Origin of the sequence: Photorhabdus cinerea (assembly GCF_011189575.1) — a bacterium.
GTDB classification, from domain to species: Bacteria; Pseudomonadota; Gammaproteobacteria; order Enterobacterales; family Enterobacteriaceae; genus Photorhabdus; species Photorhabdus cinerea.
On record NZ_PUJW01000007.1, the window covers coordinates 1 to 16424 of the forward strand.

Consider the following 16424-nt stretch of genomic DNA (forward strand, 5'->3'; position numbering starts at 1 on the left):
CGGAACATGACAGAGATATCAATGCCGCGTTGAATATCAGGGAGCAAGGGTTATTTGAATTACAGGCGGCGGGTCTCGTCGTCTCTGCCCATGGAGGCCAGCGTCAGACTTGTCGAGCACAAGCAGCCGCCTATGAAGTGGGAAGCCTCGCCCGATAGGACGGGGAGCAGTCACTAATTGATCTTTTAATGCTACATCTATTTCAATTCATTATCATACCAATATAACCATTAATTATTTCTACTGTTCAATTTTATCGATAACTGTCATTTTCACCGTCATCACAGTGGAAACTCACAGGACACAGGACCGCAATCATAGCTAAGCAGTTACTGACAAAATTTCATGTCAATCAGTATAATAGTGTGATTGTTTATCTTTGGTTTTATTCAAACATGGATAATAGTACTCTAAATACAACTAACCTGTACTGGTGACACATACTATTCTGCGTGGTACCGCTACGCTATTTATTTCCAGTGCATCATGTATTGAGCATCCACATTACAGAAAAGGAATCTAATTTTATGAAAAAACCGGGAAAAATAACCTGCCGAGCGTTTGTCACTGCGAGTCTGCTGACACTGATGGCAGGTTGTAGTCATATGGAAAAAAAACCTATTACCGAAGAAAACAAACCGGTACTCTCCACTAAGCTGAATATCCATCAACCTACAGCGCTCATTATTCCTGTCACTATCTCCGGTAAAAAATATCAATTCTGGCTGGATACTGGTGCCAGTTATACCGTCATTGATAATAAACTGGCCAAAACGCTGACACAAATCACACCAGAATCAGAAATACCGATTACATTCCACCATATGTTGTCCGATGGGTTGATTACAACTAGTGAAAAACGCTTACATAAAGCTGACTTAACATTATGGCAACCCCTGGCGATTACCCTTGGTAATTATACGGTGCCTGGTTCCGATCCCTGGATTGGCATTGATATGAGTCTCTTCAGCCAGTCCATTGGTCAAAAGATAGATGGTATTCTTGGAATTGACACTTTCCGTCAGTTAAGCTGGGAGGTCAATAACCTGAATCATACTCTGACAGCATGGCGCCATGCACCTTCAATCCTAAATTATCAACAATGTGAACCTTACAGTGACAGTTACAATAGATCTCCTGCAATCCAGGTTTCCAATGTCATTTTTAATATAGATACCGGAGCCAGTCATAGCTATGCTTCTCAGGAATTTATTGAATATCTGAAAAAAGAGTATAAAGATAAGATTTCTGAAGGAATTAACGTCAAATATGCATCCGCCAGCGGGCTTGATAGTAGTAAAGAGTACCTGATTAATGGTTTTTATTTACAACAACTGCCGGTGGGTCGTCTGCGAGTTAGTGAAAATAAAAATGATCTATATAGTCTTGGTTTGAATTTCTTCTCACGTTTTGATGACTATCTGTTTATTCCAAATAAAATGTTGCTCTGTTTCAACGCCAAAAACTTTACTCGTTATGATAATAAACTATTTCGAACTATTATGGTTCGCTATTTTAATAATAAAATAGAAGTCTTTTATAACGAACCAAAAGATATTGAGAAATTTGGCTTGAAAAATGGTGATATTGTGCTAGAAGTTAATGGTCAGAAAATCCTTCCTAAAGATATAACTTACGTACGTAATCAGCTGTCAGAAACCCCAGCGGGTAAACTGACAATAAAAATTGAACGGAATGGTACACAGCAAATCATCAATATCTAACAGCATCATTCAGAGGGAGAAACTCATTCTCCCTCTAAGAGTTATTACAAATTCTACCAATTTAAATTTCCATCCTATTTTATGTTTTCTTTAACTCTTCAGTTCAATCCTTAATACCAATAAACAATTCAATTCTGCTATCTGGTATGGTTTTTATTTTGTTTATAAGAGAGATACGTTTTAGGTAAATTTTTTTCTTTTAGTTCCTGCCATATTTCCAGGGCCTGTTTTTTCCCTTTACCTTTATTTTCCGGATCAGCAATGAAATCGCTAATAAAATTATTCAAACGAGCAGAAGGGATCTGTGGAAGCCTACCTTCCTGCTGTTTCAGAGAAGCCAAATGCTCGACTAAATCGCCATAGGTAATTTTGTTATTATTAACAATTTGCATCTTACGCCAATGATTTAACCAATACCATTGGCCGGATTTATCTGGTAATGGCCCATATTGACGGCTCACCTGTTCTGACAAGAAATTTTTCGTTTGCTTGTCACTGACATAATTGATTACCAAACTTTTCAGGGTGAGTAAATCCCGACCAGCACAATCCCTTTTGTTAGGAATAGCAATAGGCAAATCGCCAGAATAACCAAACAAACGTGACCCAATATGCAGCTCAAGTTCATTCTTTTTTAAATTACCAGGTGTAATTCCCAAAGATTTAGCAAACTGCCGAAGTTCAGCTACGTAAAAATAACCATTCTCGAACGTTTCCTGACTCATACCTTTATGTAATTTACTCACAGTGACATTTCCTTAATCATTCCTGCCAATCACGGTTACCCCATATTCTCGATCTCATTAAGGGTTAACACCGCTATTCGTTCTAACAACAAGATCATAATTTCCCATGCTTGAGCACAAAGCTGCTGTAATGCCAAACTCTCCTCATGAGAAATATGTTGATAAAGCTCACTGCCTAACGCCGAATGACCGTGATCTAAAGTAGAATGTGCTGCTATATATTCACCTGGCTCACTAACCTGTGAGTTGGCTAGCAGGTGGAACATATCAGCGCATTTCTCCAGGACTAAATGGACAATAATCAACTTCTCTAAATTATCTAACTGAAACATTTTCAATACGAACCAATTACCATAGGAATCAATCTGTGCATCCCAACCACGTTTAGGCGGTAATAATTCATCATGACCTAATTCATCCTTGAAATGTTCCAGGAATAAAGGATGGTATCGACCATCAACAACCATAGACTGACGCGCATACATAATATATTGGAAAATTTCCGACCATTGTCGTAACTGGCTCTTAAATATATTTAAATTATGTTCATCCTTCATCCGCCCATCCTTGAATATCTGGAAGAATAGTGTCTGTTCCGCTTTTACACAACACTGATCATTAAAGTTTAATAATGCTTGCTGCGGTGTTTCTGATACAGAGAAATTAATATTAGCGTGCTTTTCACTAAATAGCCCGTCAGCTTCATATTGAATTGATAATGCATCCAATCCTTCCCCTCTATCACAGCGAAACCCATGTCGGTTACCTGCCGGGATACATATTACATCTCCTTTCTCTACTAAAGCGGTCGTGTCGCCAATAAGCGTTGCTTTACCTGAAGTGATGATCACCATGCTGGCAACATTGTGCTGGTGTGGTTTATGTACCTCACCCGGAGCTAGCTCTGCGAAACTGATACTTAATGGCTGCTGATTTTTTACAAAATCCTGATATTGAGGAAGCTGAGCCAATGGCTGTACCGCCCCAATCATATGCTCCACACCATCTTTAAATACCGAATTAATTATTGGTATAGAAGCACGCTTTATAATGTTGATCATCTTTTTACCCTCAGAGAGTGATTTCATAGCTGGAACAATGAACTAGCAAAGAAGGCATAGGTTTGGATAACACCGTTTTTGCACCAGGCTCAATGAAAAGCATCGGCCCGTGACGGTAAATAAATTGAATACTCGATTGCCAACGCACAGGTTGAGTCAATTGTTGTACCAATTTCTCAGCAATATCAGCAGAACCAAGGGTTGTGCTGTCACATTTGAGATCACCGAAACGCGGAGTAGCAAACTTAACCCCCATTAAATAATCATGGAATATTTCCGCAATCCCCGCCATTAACCGCGTATGAAATAGGTCAGATACCACCAGAGAACATAATATCAGAAGGGTAATTTTTACTTCTCTCTGATATTCATAACCGATGACTTGAACAGCCTGTCTATGTTTCTAAAATCATCCAATACCTAATTTGCAATCACGATTAGCATTAACTTAATTTCCATAGAAAACTTAGGAACATGAGGTATTGAAACATTCGTTCAAAAAGGAGAATAAAAAATTCTTGAAAGGTAATGAGTTTTAATTCTTTGATTCTGTACTGAAATCAAACAGATCTGTCAGCTCAATCTGCAAACCACTTGCAATAATATTAATGATTTCAAGCGTCGGATTTCTGATCCCTCGCTCAATGCCACTGATATACGTACGATCAATTCCACATTTATCGGCAAAAGCTTCCTGAGACATCCCAGATGATTGTCTAAGATGCCTAACTCTTTGTCCAAGAAGGGATTTTATAGCATTTGGCTTTTTCATCTAATAAGTATCGAATTATGTTACTTATCAGACCACGGACTATGAGTCACTTTTTACTGTAAGTTATGTTATTATATGTGACTTATAGTCTACTATGTAACGATTTATCTTTTCATATCAAAGTTATCCGTAACGTGGAGAAATAAGATGAAAAATCAGGACTGGCACCCAGCAGACATTATCGCCGCGCTGAAAAAACAGGGAACATCGTTAGCAGAAGTTTCAAGGAAGGCGGGATTAGCATCATCGACCCTTGCCAATACCCTGCAACGCCGTTGGCCTAAAGGTCAACAACTTATTGCCGACGCTTTAGATCGCGATCCTGCCGAGATATGGCCTTCGAGGTACATAAGGTAAGTGGCTATATGTTATTGAAACAGCACATCGCCAAGATGGGCTGTTTCAGTATTATGCGATTCGGTAAGAAAGTGATTGCTATGGCAGGAGAATCAAATCTTCTGGAGAGAGCTAAAATCAAACAGATCTTTCAGTTCGATTTGCAAACCACTTGCAATCACATTGATAACTTCAAGCGTGGGATTCCGGACTCCACATTCAATACCGCTGATATAAGTACGATCAAGCCCACATTTATCAGCAAAAGCTTCCTGAGACATACCAGATGCCACTCTGATATGTCTAACTCTTTGTCCAAAAAGGGATTTTATAGTATTAGGCTTTTTCATTTGATAAGTATCGAACTATGTTACTTATCAAACCACGGACTATAAGTCACGTTTTCCTGTAAATCAGGTCACTAATATGATTTGTCGCCAGCAACGTTAATAAATACTCATCTTAAAAGGGAGTTATTCTGAAACGAGTTAATCTATCAAAGGGATTTACCGCAATGCCTGAACTTCATCCACATTACATTAGCGTTTCAGTTTTGCCCCTTGATAAATCTGGTTTAAAACGAATTAATATGCTCTTTTATTTTGAGATTTTTTAATTTTTTTAAGCGCCATTTGCCTTTTCAGTGGTGACAAATAATCAATAAAGATTTTGCCATGTAAGTGATCAATTTCATGTTGCATCGCAATAGCCAGGAAATCTTCACTTTCCACCGTTATTGCCTCACCATGCCGGTTTAACGCTTCAACTTTTACCTTTTCGAATCGCTCTACATCCGCATAATATCCTGGGACAGATAAACACCCTTCTTGTCCGATAACACTGCGTTCTTTTTCAACGATTTTGGGATTGACCAGAATCAAAGGTTCATCCCGTGTCGCTGAAATGTCAATGATCACAACCGCTTCTTTTCGTCCAACTTGTGGTGCAGCCAAACCGATCCCATTACCAGTGCTATACATGGTTTCAAGCATGTCATCAATAAGGCCCTGGATCGCCTCAACATTTATAACCTCGACACATTTCTGTCTCAGTCTTTCATCCGGAATAGTCAATATTTCTAATGTTGCCATGACAAATGATTCTCTCTATTCAGGCAGTTTGTCGTCGCTTTTTGTTGGTTTTGAACCACACTATAGCGCTACTGTCCAAGCTGCTTTATTTTTAAATTCATATAGTTAATTAGTTTTTCGTACCAAATTTAGCAGTCACTATACCTTCTGCAATATCTTTTACATGATAGAAATTAATCGATATCATACCATCCAGTACACCTTTAAAACTGCTAAATAGCACTAACGGCATATTACTCGAATAAAGATCCTAGCTGCATTCTACTATCAGCACTAATTCATCATCGAATATCGAATAATGTCGCAGTGAAAACAGTATCGAAGCGGCAATATGGGCTAATAAGTTCAAGCGTCTTGCCATATTCCTCGTCTCTATTCCCTTGATGAAAAGAGAAAATATTCTGAATCAAAGCAGAATAATAATCATGTCTTGGTATCCCCAATTTCTGGCTCAATGCCGGGATTGATGAAACTACTCCATATCACAAAAATAACTATTTTTGTTCTATTCCATTATTAATTAAGCATGACAATAAGGGGAATAATCAGAGCAAAATACTCCCTATGGATATATTATTAGGTTGCCACTGTAAAACCCACTGGGATTCGCTCACCGTACTCTTCCCATAGTAGTTGCAAAGTCACGATTTTGTTATGTAGCTCTTTGTGCACCGCGGCCCTGTCAGACAAGGAGTGTTTCTTCATCTTAACCTGAGTCTGGAGGAAGGTCCGGTGTAACGCAGCTTCATCCCATTCAGGGGGTAACGGCCATTGTTTTATCCCCAGTTGAGCCGCCCGATTGGCATACCATGAAACAACGGATGGGTAGATCGCCAGATTCCATCCTATCTGGCGATGGCTGAATTGTACGCCATATTTAAGTCTAAATATTTCCTTTAGTTTTCTCATAGAGATTGGAACTGTTGGCATAGGTATCCTTCACCAGAAAGGGAAAGGATGCAGTGTTCTCCCCATTTGGCTTCCAGTTCACCCAGTACCGTTTCTGCTGCATCCTTTGATGCGCGGCTTCAAGTCTGCCATAAACGCTTTATGATGTTTTGAGGCCACATATTTCCCGCCAGCCGCATCCCCAGCAGTTCCTTCTTGCCTTCAATATTGATCCCAAGGCGAGGAAGACCGATTTGTTGATGACGGCGCCATTGTGACGGACTTTAACCACGATACAGTCAAGATAAACAATCGGATACAGGCTGTCTAAGGGGCGATTTTGCCATTCGGTGACCTCTGCTCTTTAACCGCATCGTTCACGGTGGATATCAGCGTCGGTGACACATCGGCGTCGTACATTTCTTTGAACGTGGCCGCGATTTCACGGGTGGTCATGCATTTGGCATAGAGAGACAAAATCTGGCTGTCCATCTGCATGATGCGCGTCTGGTGCTTTTAATCAGCTGCGGCTCGAAAGTCCCTTCGCGATCACGTGGCGTCTTGAGCTCAATCTCCCCTTCATCACTACTGAGCAATATTTTAGAGGAGTAACCGTTACGGGTATTAAAGTGGGATTTTGGTGCATTTTTCTCATAGCCAAGATGGTCAGTCAGTTCAGCATTCAGCACGGTTTCGACGGTCAGCTTAGTGAGCATACGGGAAAACTGATTAAGATTGGCTTCAGTTTTGAGGCCCTTAGCCAGTTCGGCAGAGTGCCTTAAGTTTCTTTTCGTCCATAATTTACCTGTCTACGTTGTTGTAAGGAATATATCAAGAACAGGCAATTACACAATTTAAATTACAGTCTCTTTTTGATTTCTGATTCCTGTTAAGTTTAATAATCATTGTATATAGAGCTTCAACCAATACGAACAAAACCCTATTTTTATTTTTTCAGATTAAAGCATCATCTTCCCAGCCTCAAAATATTATTTACTATCAATTAGTTATATGAAAAAGTTAATAATAATTCTATTTTTAGTTTTTCCTATTATTTTATAGTGCGAATATCGAGAGTACCAATATAGGGGAAAATGTATTGTTCGAAACCTCGCATAATCCGCTCTCAATGGTCTTCGCTCCATCGTTTATTGCTGGCGTGCCAATCTCTAGCCACTTTTTTAAAAGTTAAGGTTTCGGCAATCGCTTCTTGTTTTTCTACTTCTCTTTTTTTACTGGGATTAATGCCATTGCGGATCATTATCTTAATACTATCGCGTTGCTCTCTAGCTTTCCCTAGTGTTACTTGAGGATATGCACCTAAAGCAATCCGGCTTTCTTTACCCGCAAACCGATATTTCAGATACCAGCGTTTTGAGCCACTGGGTTTAATGAGCAGATACAAACCTTGTACATCAGTAAGTTTGTATTCTTTTTCACGGGGCTTTGCCGCACGAGCTTCCATGTCTGTTAAAGGCATAATTTGGGGGTCAACTCATTATCGAAAAGAACTGACCCCCAATTTGACCCCCAAATATCATGGATGTCAACGGATACGAATGGACGATTATAGACTCAAAAGCTAAGTAATTTGTTGTTTTTTCAGGTAGTTACGGAAGTTTATGGACGTCTCTGGAAGGTCAAATGGTGCGAAGGCCGGACTCGCAAATGAATATAATTGATTGAAATTAAATAAATTATTAAAAGTAAATTTTCACAATGCCCCATTTTGTGCCCCATATTTATTTTACTCCTTTTACTTGTTCATGTATTTGATTTTAATATATTTTTATGAACAACTTGATACATTGGTATAAGAGTGAAGTTAAAAAAGCCATGAGGTTTAAATTGATCTGCCATTTCACTCTCAGGGCTTTATATAAAAATTTATCATTTTCACAAAGTAGATCACAAGTTGAAACGGGTTATTCCTACGCCTTATCTCGAACCTTACGCTCAATTAATCGACCTTGCTTATCAAAATAACGGCTAGGCCAGATCTCTGAGGGGTGAATACCGAGATAATTAGCAATGATCCACTCGCCTTTAGGCCATTGTCTACTGAGTGCATTTGCTAATGTTGATGAACTGAGTCCTGCTTCACGAGAAACAGCCGCTAAGGTTGTGCCACGTTTACGTAATGCAGCAATAATATCGGCCTGATGCCAGTCATTTCTAACATTGTTATTCATTCCTGCTACCCCTTCCATTAATTGATCATTGATGGTGGTGATTCAAGGCAGGGTTAGCAGACTGGGTTCACACCAGCGAGGCCGAAGCCTCCCCTACCTGAATCACCATTGAAAGGGTGAACGCAGGCGCACTGGCAGAAACATCCTACCAGTGTCCGTGAACACAAGGCTGCTAAACCTTGACCATTGAATTGAGCCAATGGCGGGAATACTTTAACTGATTGTATTATTGGACTCAATAACCGAACGAATAAGTTTAACGGCTATAAACTTGCTCCACATAAAGCTCAGTTTTATGAACGCGGTAATTCTTTAATCAATCAGCTCATCGATTTCCTTATTTATACCTGACAACATACGATCTCTGGCGCGCGACAGTTCGGACAAAACAGAACATGCCTGCTTTGCCCTTGACGGATATCTGTGCGCCAGAGTGAACGCAAGTTGAGGTATTGCGGGGTATCGGTTGAGTACACAGTACTGCCGCCTGTATTAACAGGTCATCCCCACCGGCTAAAAGCCAGCCTCGATATCGTCAAGTTCTCCTTTTGATACTTTTTCAATCAATAAAATACAGTGTCAGATTCACTGTGTGGTTAATTAGGCCAAAGCCTGTCAGGGTTGTGTTGCTCTTTTGCTGCGGCGTCACTTTCAGCGGTAAACCTGCGAAAAGTGACGCCTTGAGTTCCGTAAACAGTCAGTAAAAGCTGTGCGAGCGTTGGAATGCTCGCGGGCACAGCAAAACACCGCAAGGTTAAGTGTCAAATGGTAGTAATGAGTTAAATGTTTAGGTGTAAAAAATTTATCTGATGAATAATTCAAACAGAGATAGTGAGAAATATGAATCGGATGTACGAAAACCATCCTGTTATTTATTGAAGATAAAGGAAAATATGCTTTGTGTTGATATGAAAGATAAGTGCATGATCTAATGTTCACTACACTTGATTGGCAATATAAAAACACCTTTTGGGTGTATTTTTTCGTTTAAGAAACCTTCATCGCCAGACGGTGGTTTAGGTGTCTGACAATATCTGCTTCCAAAAGTGCGCAGATGTACCGCAATTTTGCTCTCCCTTTCAGGCTACAGGAGTTTTGTTTCGCCACATAAAGGCCGATCCTGACAGGCGATGGATCGTTTTTGTAGAAAACGATATTAATGGTTAGGCAGGAGGTAGTCAAACCGTAGCTACACTTTGCCATTTTATTTTAGCCTAAATTAACTCATCTCTCCATTTTCCTCAAAAATCAGGCGAAAATTGGATTTAATTCTTTGATTAATCTGATTGATGCTGGATTAATGCAATAATTGAAACATGCATCCATATATAGGCTTTCATTGGCGACAGCTCATTTAAAATTTTTCGGAGAGTCATATTTAGCCTCAATCTCATATAGCTGATAACTTGCTCCAATAGTGGTGGTATAACATCGAAAAAAAATTAAGTACGCTGGACTTACAATCGTTCAACGTACTTTATTAAAAAATAATCTCATGATGAAGTAATTTTAATGAAAATAAACCAATTCCAAAATCATATTTTAAAAAACTTATTTTTTTCAGAAAGCTCAAGTATCGAATTTTCTTCTATTAAATGTATGTCATCATCACTCCAGAATTTATCGCTTAAAATTGAAACTATATATTGACCATTAATATCATTAGCCACATTAAATATATCTCTGATTTGATTAATATCAACATCTTCAATGCTATCATGAATAATAAAAGTTGATCTTTTTAATTTCACCTTATCGACAAATTTAATATAAGCCAAATCAAAAGCTGTAATTTCGCCTTTCTTTTTACCACCATTACTATTAGGTGTTATACAAGATATATCAAATCGACACTTTCCCTTTTCTGTATCAAATGAAAGGTCAAAAATATAACGTTCATTATAGATTTCTTTAGTCAGCCCTCCAAAAAACTCATTAAAAATTTCTATATTTTTCTCTAGTCCATTTATTGAAATATCTATCTCTTGAAGAAGCTCTCTTCTTTGTGATTCTAATGATTTTATATGTTTATTTGTATCATTAATTCTTGAGAGATTAACTTCAATACTAGCCAGATTTTCGCGCAATAGTGTTATTTTATTGTAAATTTGGTTTATTGACTTTAATGTTTCTGGCTCCTTTATAGTCTTAAACAATGAGGACTCCAATTCATGACTCTCATTTATTCTATTATTAATAATAACTGCCTCTTCTTGTCTCCTTGATAATTCAGACTCAAGGAAAGTAATTTTATTTTTTATTATATTGTTATGAAATAATACCATTTCTTCGTAAGATTTTTTAAGATTTCCTTTAAAATAAATTCCAGCAGATTTATAAATATCAATTAAATCTTCTTCAACCATTTTTGTGACATTACTTTTCAAAGCTGTAATTGATTCCTCGATGTTACGAATGCGCATATTTAAAGATGCATATTTTAAAGAAAGAGAACTTATATTAGATTGAATTTCAGCAAGTTTTTTAAAGTTATCATCATGGCTATCTTTAAAATCATAATTATTAATATTATTTTCAGCTTCGGATATTTCTTTTTTCAAAGGCTTAATCATTTTCGCCAAAACTGTTTCACGATTTGGATTTCTGTAAGCTGTAAGATATCCTTTTTGTTTTTTTATCTCTTTATTAAAATCGTTTTTTTGTTTAAGTAACTGTAATCCATTAAAACCGAATAAAAACAAGTATAACAAATCATAAACGTCATCACTTGTATTCCCATGTAAAAATTTTAGTGTCATCTGCATTTTATCATTGGTATTTCTAATGAATTTATGTGACACATTCCTCAAGCTAGGTTTATCTGTCTTCAATCCGAAAACAGAATATGATACAAATTTAATATATTCTTTCTTATCAACCTCTATACTATCGATAAAATACAAAGAATCTTTCTCATCAATAGTTATTATTCTTGATATAATCGCTTTTTTATTATCTACAGTGTTAAAATCAAGTTGGAATTTAAGAATATTAGAGTTAATAAATGAGACTATTTCAGGTATATCTTTGCCAAATTCAAAATCATGATAAATATCATGCCCTGATGACATAAATAAATAATCTATAACTCTAGATAATGTTGATTTACCAACACTATTTCCACTTTCCTTCCCAGAAGTTCTTTTATTAACTATAATATTAAGGCCATCTTTAAATTCTACTTCTCTAATCAGATCACCATTTTTAATTATTTTAAGTTTATTTAGGCGCATAAATAACATCTCCATTTTCATCCAACTCAATGATATCAATAACAAATAACCAATCCAATGAATAAAGGAATAACTCAAATGATAACTCAATGGAATCATTGACATAATCATATAATGTGGATACTTCAAATCTTCTGGTATCACTATTTTGAAATAACTTTATAATATACCCGCCAAGATATATCAGATTTACTTTTGGATCGGTGTCAATTGTAATCATTTGGATTCTCCAGAACCACACACTCAATGATTGAATAACTCACAATCATTTGTACACCATAATCTATATCTTCTTGTAAAAATTCAGTTCCTAAATCTGAACATGAACTAACCATTTCTTGTGCAGCAATAATGATATCGTCAATGATATTATCTGAATTCTTCTTAATCATATCGATAGAAAATGGTTTTTCATAAAGTCCAAAACGGCCTAATGCAGCATTATAAAAATTTTTAAACTGTCTTTTTAATTTAACACTTCCATCAAGGATTAAACTATCCAGAGTTTTAATTGACGTATCAACTAAAATAGCATCATCTCTATATAACTCAGCAACCCAGCGGTTACGCTTCAAATCATTAAATTCTATTTTTATATCGATATCAGATGGTGTACGTTGTAAGTTTTGCTGAGAGACTGGTGCAGTAGAGATGATTTTAACTAGCTTTCCAATAACACTAGCTCTTAATGCTCGAGGTTTATTATCTATGAATACTGGACCAGTATTATTATCGAAATTAACTCCTGCACTCATACTTAACCTCTATTATCGATATTAACAGGGCCGTTATTATCCTGAAAGTATTGAGATCGTTCACCTTGATGAACTTGATTATTATTAGTTGTCTTTGAATTAATTTTGTTATTTATTTCAATATGTAACTTTTGTATCTCCTTTTCTTTCTTAGAAACTCTAAAAGTCTGGACGATAGCAATAATGCCAGAAACAACGCCTATCAAGTATCCAAAAGCAGTTACATAAGGATTAGCCAGGAAGGTTATCATCATAGTTTTAAACCCCATTTTATAGCAAATAGTAGAAGGGATTAATTCAAAACATCATGTTATCAATGATACAACGTTAAGTGAACATTTATTATTCAATATATTAAGGCACATCACTTTGGAGTCAAAACAGGTGTACCTACAGAATTTTTGTTACCTTTTTGCTACTATTTTTAAATCAAATGACGTGATATTATTAATAGAAATAATCGCCATGTTATAACATCAACAATAGAAATGTATTAAATTCATATTATTTCATTTCTAAATAATAAATATTGTTCATTTCAAGGAAAAAATAAGCTTCAAGATCTGAGATGATAAAGATTTATATAACAAAAAATATAGACATCGAGAGTTATGTGGAAGTCGGTAAAAAAGGAATTAACACTAATGGATAAATAACTTGATGCAGAACCGTCTTTTTTTCATTTTATTTTAGCAATTCTGAGAATGTAGCTGACGCGCTGCGCTTGTCTTCTCCGTATTATCGGGCTAATAAATTAACCCGATAATACGGAGAGCTGAAAGATCACCTGCCAGAAAAACAATTTTTGTCTACCCCCCCTATTAAAGAATTAGTAATAAAACTGCTCACACTGTTCACCTTTAAATATTTTTATTTAAATTCATACTATTAAGTGGTGATGACTTGAAATCAAACTCATCACCACTCTTCACCCAACCGTTCACATTGAACCGGAAAATAAGGTGAACAGTGATGAATAGTTGTGAACAGTTTTAAAATAACTATTCACCCTGTAATGTTTTGATATATCTGGTTTAAATTATAGGGTGAATAGTGATGAACACTTTTTTATATTTCTTTGAAAAATGTTTGTAATCAAAAGAAATTATTCTTCTGGCAGGCTATCCCTTGTCAGTTTCGGCATCCATTCGATAACAGTATCAATATCTAGGCTCAGGTTGCTACGAATACCTTGTTTGCTTTTCTTGCGCAGGTAATGCTGACCGTACTCCGCCAGTGCGCCCGGCATATCCATGCCAAAACGAGTTACAGAGACAGGTTTATTCAGGTTATTGCCTTTCATATAAGCAAGGTAGGAGTGATAAAGGTATTTACGGGGATTGAACGGCACAATCTCCGCATTGCCGATTAACAATCCATCAGGTTCATGAGAAGCAATGAGATAACCGCAGAAATCAACCATTGAATCTGTACCACGTTTAATATCCAGAGCTTCTGCTGATTTCTGTTGCTCTGCTAGTAAACGCCTTGCAGATTGTGGATCAGCAAACCTATGAAGCAGATGCCGGATAATAACAGGCAATTCTGCTGCGATTTTATCTCGCAGGAGTGGATCACGTTCATTTTCCGGCACAACTTCGGAAAAATTAAAAATTACCCGACGCCGTGATACCCCACCACTGCGATCACTGAAACTCATAGCGTTATTGTTCACCGCCAGCACAACCGCAGGAATGTGGGCTGAATAGGGTTGTTTATGTTTCGGATCAATGGCAACTTCATCGCCACCCGTAATTGCCTTGATGCCGGAACCATCGCCCACATAGCGAGTCTGATCTGGCAGGATAATCAGTGAATAGCCGACAATCAACGCTCGTTCCCGCGGGTTTTCCAGTGCTGCCATACTCGCAGAAACAGTATTTCCTTTGCCTGCCAGCATTGAACAAATTTCAGCAAAGATGCTTTTACCACTGCCTCCGGCACCGGTGACTTCCAGAAAAAGCTGCCAGTCATAACGGTTCGCCAACACCATAAACAGCGCTGCCAGCACTCTGTCTGCTTTATTTTCACAGTTGGCAGTTGCTTGATTGAGCCAGCGCCAGAACTGTGGCGCGTGATTTTGCAGGGTTTCCCCCGAAACAGGGGAATTGAATTCAACGTCATTGGCAAGCAGCAACCAGTCATTTTTACTATGTGGTCGGAACTGGCAGGTTTTCAGATTAAACACGCCGTTACTGAATCCGATTAAGTGGTGTTCTGGCGGCTGCATCATGGGAAGCTGCAATTTCAGAGCATCCACCGCAGAACTAATACCATGCGGTGAGTACGGTAGCTTCTCTTCCATAAAAGCGGCGACCATTTCCCGCCTTAAATCGCGATCACTGACCGGACGCCAGACAACGCCATCATAGTGATGAACGCTTTCCGAAGCACCATCCAGTGCCAAATCACTGTTATACCGCGCCAGTAACACTTCTCCGCGCTGGCTGGCTCCCATCTGGCATAATGTCAGTTTTGAAGATTCGGTATTATTATTAAGCTTAACGGCTGCTTTTTTCTTGATTAGTGTTGGTTGATAAAGCTCCTGAGTAAAGGCTTGCCGTGCTATTCCCACTCCGTGTTGCTGGCGGTAATCGTCCCAATCGGCTTTGTACTCAGTTGGTGGTAATGTGACCCATCCATTGATCGTTTTGGCGGTTTTTTCTGCCGCAATTTTTCCAATATTCTTTTTCGGCTTACCGTTCTTATCTAACTCATCGGGAAGATACCAATCATTATCTGCGGCAATAATGATTTTCGTATCAGGCCAGTGTTCCCGGACTGATTGAGCTACAGAGAGCAAATTACCTGCATCTATTGCAGCCAGAACGGTGCCTTGATGTAATTGGCTAACGGTCAATGCCGTGGCGTAACCTTCGGTAATGATCACTGTGCCTGGATGTTCTCCCAACTTTGATAATGCAATAAAAGCACTTTTCTTTTGGCTACCAGACAGTAATTTCTTTGTTCCATCCAGTTTGATGATCTGCGCACCTGTAACTTTTTTATCCAGTGTTACCAATGGCAATAATAACGAACCATCTTTCAGTAATCGCTGGTTAGAACAATGCAATCCTTTTGCAGTCAAATAGGGCGATTCTCCGGCGACAGTTAGCGTCATTAGTGCCGCTACTTTTTCGGCAATTGGCTGTGTTGTTTGAATGGTTTCTTTGGCTGGTTTGGATTCTGGCAAAGGCAGCGCCAGCACGTTAGCCACAACTTTAGCAGCTTCCGTAATCGAGATCCTGTTGGTTTTTGCCACTAAATCCAGTCCATCGCCATAGTTTGGAGCGTCACACTGGCGGCAATGCCAGTTGCCGTTATGGTGATCATCAATAAAGTGAAAACGGTCAGTTCCGCCGCAAATAGGACAGGTGCCATGTTTGCCTTTTGCGGGAATATCAACACCACAGGCAGGTAGAAGATTTTCCCAATGATACATAGCAGATTTTTTCACGGATTGGATTAGGTCGAGCGGTTTTTGTCCGCCTGTTTTATCTGAATGTGTAAATTTAGGGTGAGTTTGGGTATGCTGTATATCAGCCATCATCGTTACTCCTAATAACGGTCATTGGTTAGACGCCTCAGATGTGTATCAGCACACTGGGGCGTTGTTTTTTTATGTC

The 16424-nt window shown here is 38.1% G+C and carries 19 protein-coding genes and 3 pseudogenes; 3 read left to right on the plus strand and 19 right to left on the minus strand.

What is annotated here, in order from left to right; all coding sequences use genetic code 11:
• Both C5469_RS08085 and C5469_RS08090 read left to right on the plus strand, forming a co-directional pair.
• Positions 1-158, plus strand: a pseudogene (locus C5469_RS08085) (RNA-guided endonuclease TnpB family protein); the annotation flags it as partial.
• Positions 159-527: 369 nt separating this feature from the next.
• Entirely contained in the window at positions 528-1724 is a 1197-nt protein-coding gene (locus C5469_RS08090) for an aspartyl protease family protein (protein ID WP_166304743.1), read from the plus strand.
• A gap of 137 nt (positions 1725-1861) precedes the next feature.
• On the opposite strand, the gene C5469_RS08095 is transcribed toward C5469_RS08090, so the two are convergent.
• The 4 genes from C5469_RS08095 to C5469_RS08110 all read right to left on the minus strand — a co-directional run bounded on the left by C5469_RS08095 (position 1862) and on the right by C5469_RS08110 (position 4303).
• The gene (locus tag C5469_RS08095; protein WP_166304745.1) at positions 1862-2470 is read right to left on the minus strand and encodes a hypothetical protein; all 609 of its coding nucleotides are present in this window, start codon (positions 2468-2470) and stop codon (positions 1862-1864) included.
• A 35-nt stretch (positions 2471-2505) separates the two neighbouring features.
• Positions 2506-3531: a cupin domain-containing protein gene (locus C5469_RS08100; protein ID WP_166304746.1), complete on the minus strand. Its 1026-nt coding sequence runs from the start codon at positions 3529-3531 to the stop codon at positions 2506-2508.
• A gap of 10 nt (positions 3532-3541) precedes the next feature.
• A complete protein-coding gene (locus tag C5469_RS08105; RefSeq protein WP_166304747.1) occupies positions 3542-3823 on the minus strand; it encodes a hypothetical protein in 282 nt (93 codons plus the stop codon).
• Positions 3824-4066: 243 nt separating this feature from the next.
• Positions 4067-4303 carry a helix-turn-helix domain-containing protein gene (locus C5469_RS08110; RefSeq protein ID WP_072161872.1) on the minus strand — a complete coding sequence of 79 codons (237 nt, stop codon included), beginning with the start codon at positions 4301-4303 and terminating at the stop codon, positions 4067-4069.
• 147 nt (positions 4304-4450) lie between these two features.
• On the opposite strand from C5469_RS08110, the gene xreR2 reads away from it, so the two are divergent.
• The gene (gene xreR2 / locus C5469_RS08115; protein WP_166304748.1) at positions 4451-4660 is read left to right on the plus strand and encodes a cell morphology transcriptional regulator XreR2; all 210 of its coding nucleotides are present in this window, start codon (positions 4451-4453) and stop codon (positions 4658-4660) included.
• Between the two features lie 92 nt (positions 4661-4752).
• On the opposite strand, the gene xreR1 is transcribed toward xreR2, so the two are convergent.
• The 15 genes and pseudogenes from xreR1 to C5469_RS08180 form a co-directional block, all read right to left on the minus strand.
• Complete coding sequence (gene xreR1 / locus C5469_RS08120) at positions 4753-4989, minus strand: cell morphology transcriptional regulator XreR1 (protein ID WP_166304749.1); 237 nt, start codon at positions 4987-4989, stop codon at positions 4753-4755.
• A 234-nt stretch (positions 4990-5223) separates the two neighbouring features.
• Positions 5224-5730, minus strand: coding sequence for a peptide deformylase (gene def / locus C5469_RS08125; protein ID WP_166304750.1), 507 nt, complete (start codon positions 5728-5730; stop codon positions 5224-5226).
• Between the two features lie 591 nt (positions 5731-6321).
• Positions 6322-6660, minus strand: a pseudogene (locus C5469_RS08130) (IS21 family transposase); the annotation flags it as partial.
• Between the two features lie 118 nt (positions 6661-6778).
• Complete coding sequence (locus tag C5469_RS24430) at positions 6779-6940, minus strand: transposase (RefSeq protein ID WP_422615855.1); 162 nt, start codon at positions 6938-6940, stop codon at positions 6779-6781.
• Between the two features lie 5 nt (positions 6941-6945).
• Positions 6946-7334: pseudogene (locus C5469_RS24435) on the minus strand (transposase).
• Positions 7335-7744: 410 nt separating this feature from the next.
• Entirely contained in the window at positions 7745-8098 is a 354-nt protein-coding gene (locus C5469_RS08140; protein ID WP_166304751.1) for an Arm DNA-binding domain-containing protein, read from the minus strand.
• A 451-nt stretch (positions 8099-8549) separates the two neighbouring features.
• Positions 8550-8810: a helix-turn-helix domain-containing protein gene (locus C5469_RS08145; RefSeq protein WP_166304752.1), complete on the minus strand. Its 261-nt coding sequence runs from the start codon at positions 8808-8810 to the stop codon at positions 8550-8552.
• Positions 8811-9151: 341 nt separating this feature from the next.
• Positions 9152-9286, minus strand: a complete 135-nt coding sequence (locus C5469_RS24015; RefSeq protein ID WP_278249749.1) for a hypothetical protein — start codon at positions 9284-9286, stop codon at positions 9152-9154.
• A gap of 120 nt (positions 9287-9406) precedes the next feature.
• Complete coding sequence (locus tag C5469_RS08150; RefSeq protein WP_166304753.1) at positions 9407-9547, minus strand: hypothetical protein; 141 nt, start codon at positions 9545-9547, stop codon at positions 9407-9409.
• 250 nt (positions 9548-9797) lie between these two features.
• Positions 9798-10013 carry a hypothetical protein gene (locus C5469_RS08155; protein ID WP_166304754.1) on the minus strand — a complete coding sequence of 72 codons (216 nt, stop codon included), beginning with the start codon at positions 10011-10013 and terminating at the stop codon, positions 9798-9800.
• 332 nt (positions 10014-10345) lie between these two features.
• Positions 10346-12043 (minus strand): DUF2326 domain-containing protein, encoded by a 1698-nt coding sequence (locus tag C5469_RS08160; protein WP_166304755.1) that lies wholly within the window; start codon positions 12041-12043, stop codon positions 10346-10348.
• The gene (locus C5469_RS08165) at positions 12030-12263 is read right to left on the minus strand and encodes an ABC-three component system middle component 6 (protein WP_166304757.1); all 234 of its coding nucleotides are present in this window, start codon (positions 12261-12263) and stop codon (positions 12030-12032) included. The genes C5469_RS08160 and C5469_RS08165 overlap by 14 nt, the downstream gene beginning before the upstream one ends.
• A complete protein-coding gene (locus C5469_RS08170) occupies positions 12250-12798 on the minus strand; it encodes a hypothetical protein (RefSeq protein ID WP_166304759.1) in 549 nt (182 codons plus the stop codon). The genes C5469_RS08165 and C5469_RS08170 overlap by 14 nt, the downstream gene beginning before the upstream one ends.
• Before the next feature lie 2 nt (positions 12799-12800).
• Positions 12801-13052, minus strand: a complete 252-nt coding sequence (locus tag C5469_RS08175) for a hypothetical protein (RefSeq protein ID WP_166304761.1) — start codon at positions 13050-13052, stop codon at positions 12801-12803.
• A gap of 851 nt (positions 13053-13903) precedes the next feature.
• A complete protein-coding gene (locus C5469_RS08180; protein WP_166305143.1) occupies positions 13904-16345 on the minus strand; it encodes a toprim domain-containing protein in 2442 nt (813 codons plus the stop codon).
• Between the last annotated feature and the right edge of the window lie 79 nt (positions 16346-16424).

Excerpts from the sequence above, each read along its gene's own strand:
- C5469_RS08155 (WP_166304754.1), bottom strand. The coding sequence starts at position 10,013 with ATGGCAAAGTGTAGCTACGGTTTGACTACCTCCTGCCTAACCATTAAT.
- C5469_RS08100 (WP_166304746.1), bottom strand. The coding sequence starts at position 3,531 with ATGATCAACATTATAAAGCGTGCTTCTATACCAATAATTAATTCGGTA.
- C5469_RS08140 (WP_166304751.1), bottom strand. The coding sequence starts at position 8,098 with ATGCCTTTAACAGACATGGAAGCTCGTGCGGCAAAGCCCCGTGAAAAA.
- xreR1 (WP_166304749.1), bottom strand. The coding sequence starts at position 4,989 with ATGAAAAAGCCTAATACTATAAAATCCCTTTTTGGACAAAGAGTTAGA.
- C5469_RS08180 (WP_166305143.1), bottom strand. The coding sequence starts at position 16,345 with ATGGCTGATATACAGCATACCCAAACTCACCCTAAATTTACACATTCA.
- C5469_RS08165 (WP_166304757.1), bottom strand. The coding sequence starts at position 12,263 with ATGATTACAATTGACACCGATCCAAAAGTAAATCTGATATATCTTGGC.
- def (WP_166304750.1), bottom strand. The coding sequence starts at position 5,730 with ATGGCAACATTAGAAATATTGACTATTCCGGATGAAAGACTGAGACAG.
- C5469_RS08090 (WP_166304743.1), top strand. The coding sequence starts at position 528 with ATGAAAAAACCGGGAAAAATAACCTGCCGAGCGTTTGTCACTGCGAGT.
- C5469_RS08170 (WP_166304759.1), bottom strand. The coding sequence starts at position 12,798 with ATGAGTGCAGGAGTTAATTTCGATAATAATACTGGTCCAGTATTCATA.
- C5469_RS08145 (WP_166304752.1), bottom strand. The coding sequence starts at position 8,810 with ATGAATAACAATGTTAGAAATGACTGGCATCAGGCCGATATTATTGCT.
- C5469_RS08175 (WP_166304761.1), bottom strand. The coding sequence starts at position 13,052 with ATGATGATAACCTTCCTGGCTAATCCTTATGTAACTGCTTTTGGATAC.
- C5469_RS08110 (WP_072161872.1), bottom strand. The coding sequence starts at position 4,303 with ATGAAAAAGCCAAATGCTATAAAATCCCTTCTTGGACAAAGAGTTAGG.
- C5469_RS08105 (WP_166304747.1), bottom strand. The coding sequence starts at position 3,823 with ATGGCGGGGATTGCGGAAATATTCCATGATTATTTAATGGGGGTTAAG.
- xreR2 (WP_166304748.1), top strand. The coding sequence starts at position 4,451 with ATGAAAAATCAGGACTGGCACCCAGCAGACATTATCGCCGCGCTGAAA.
- C5469_RS08160 (WP_166304755.1), bottom strand. The coding sequence starts at position 12,043 with ATGCGCCTAAATAAACTTAAAATAATTAAAAATGGTGATCTGATTAGA.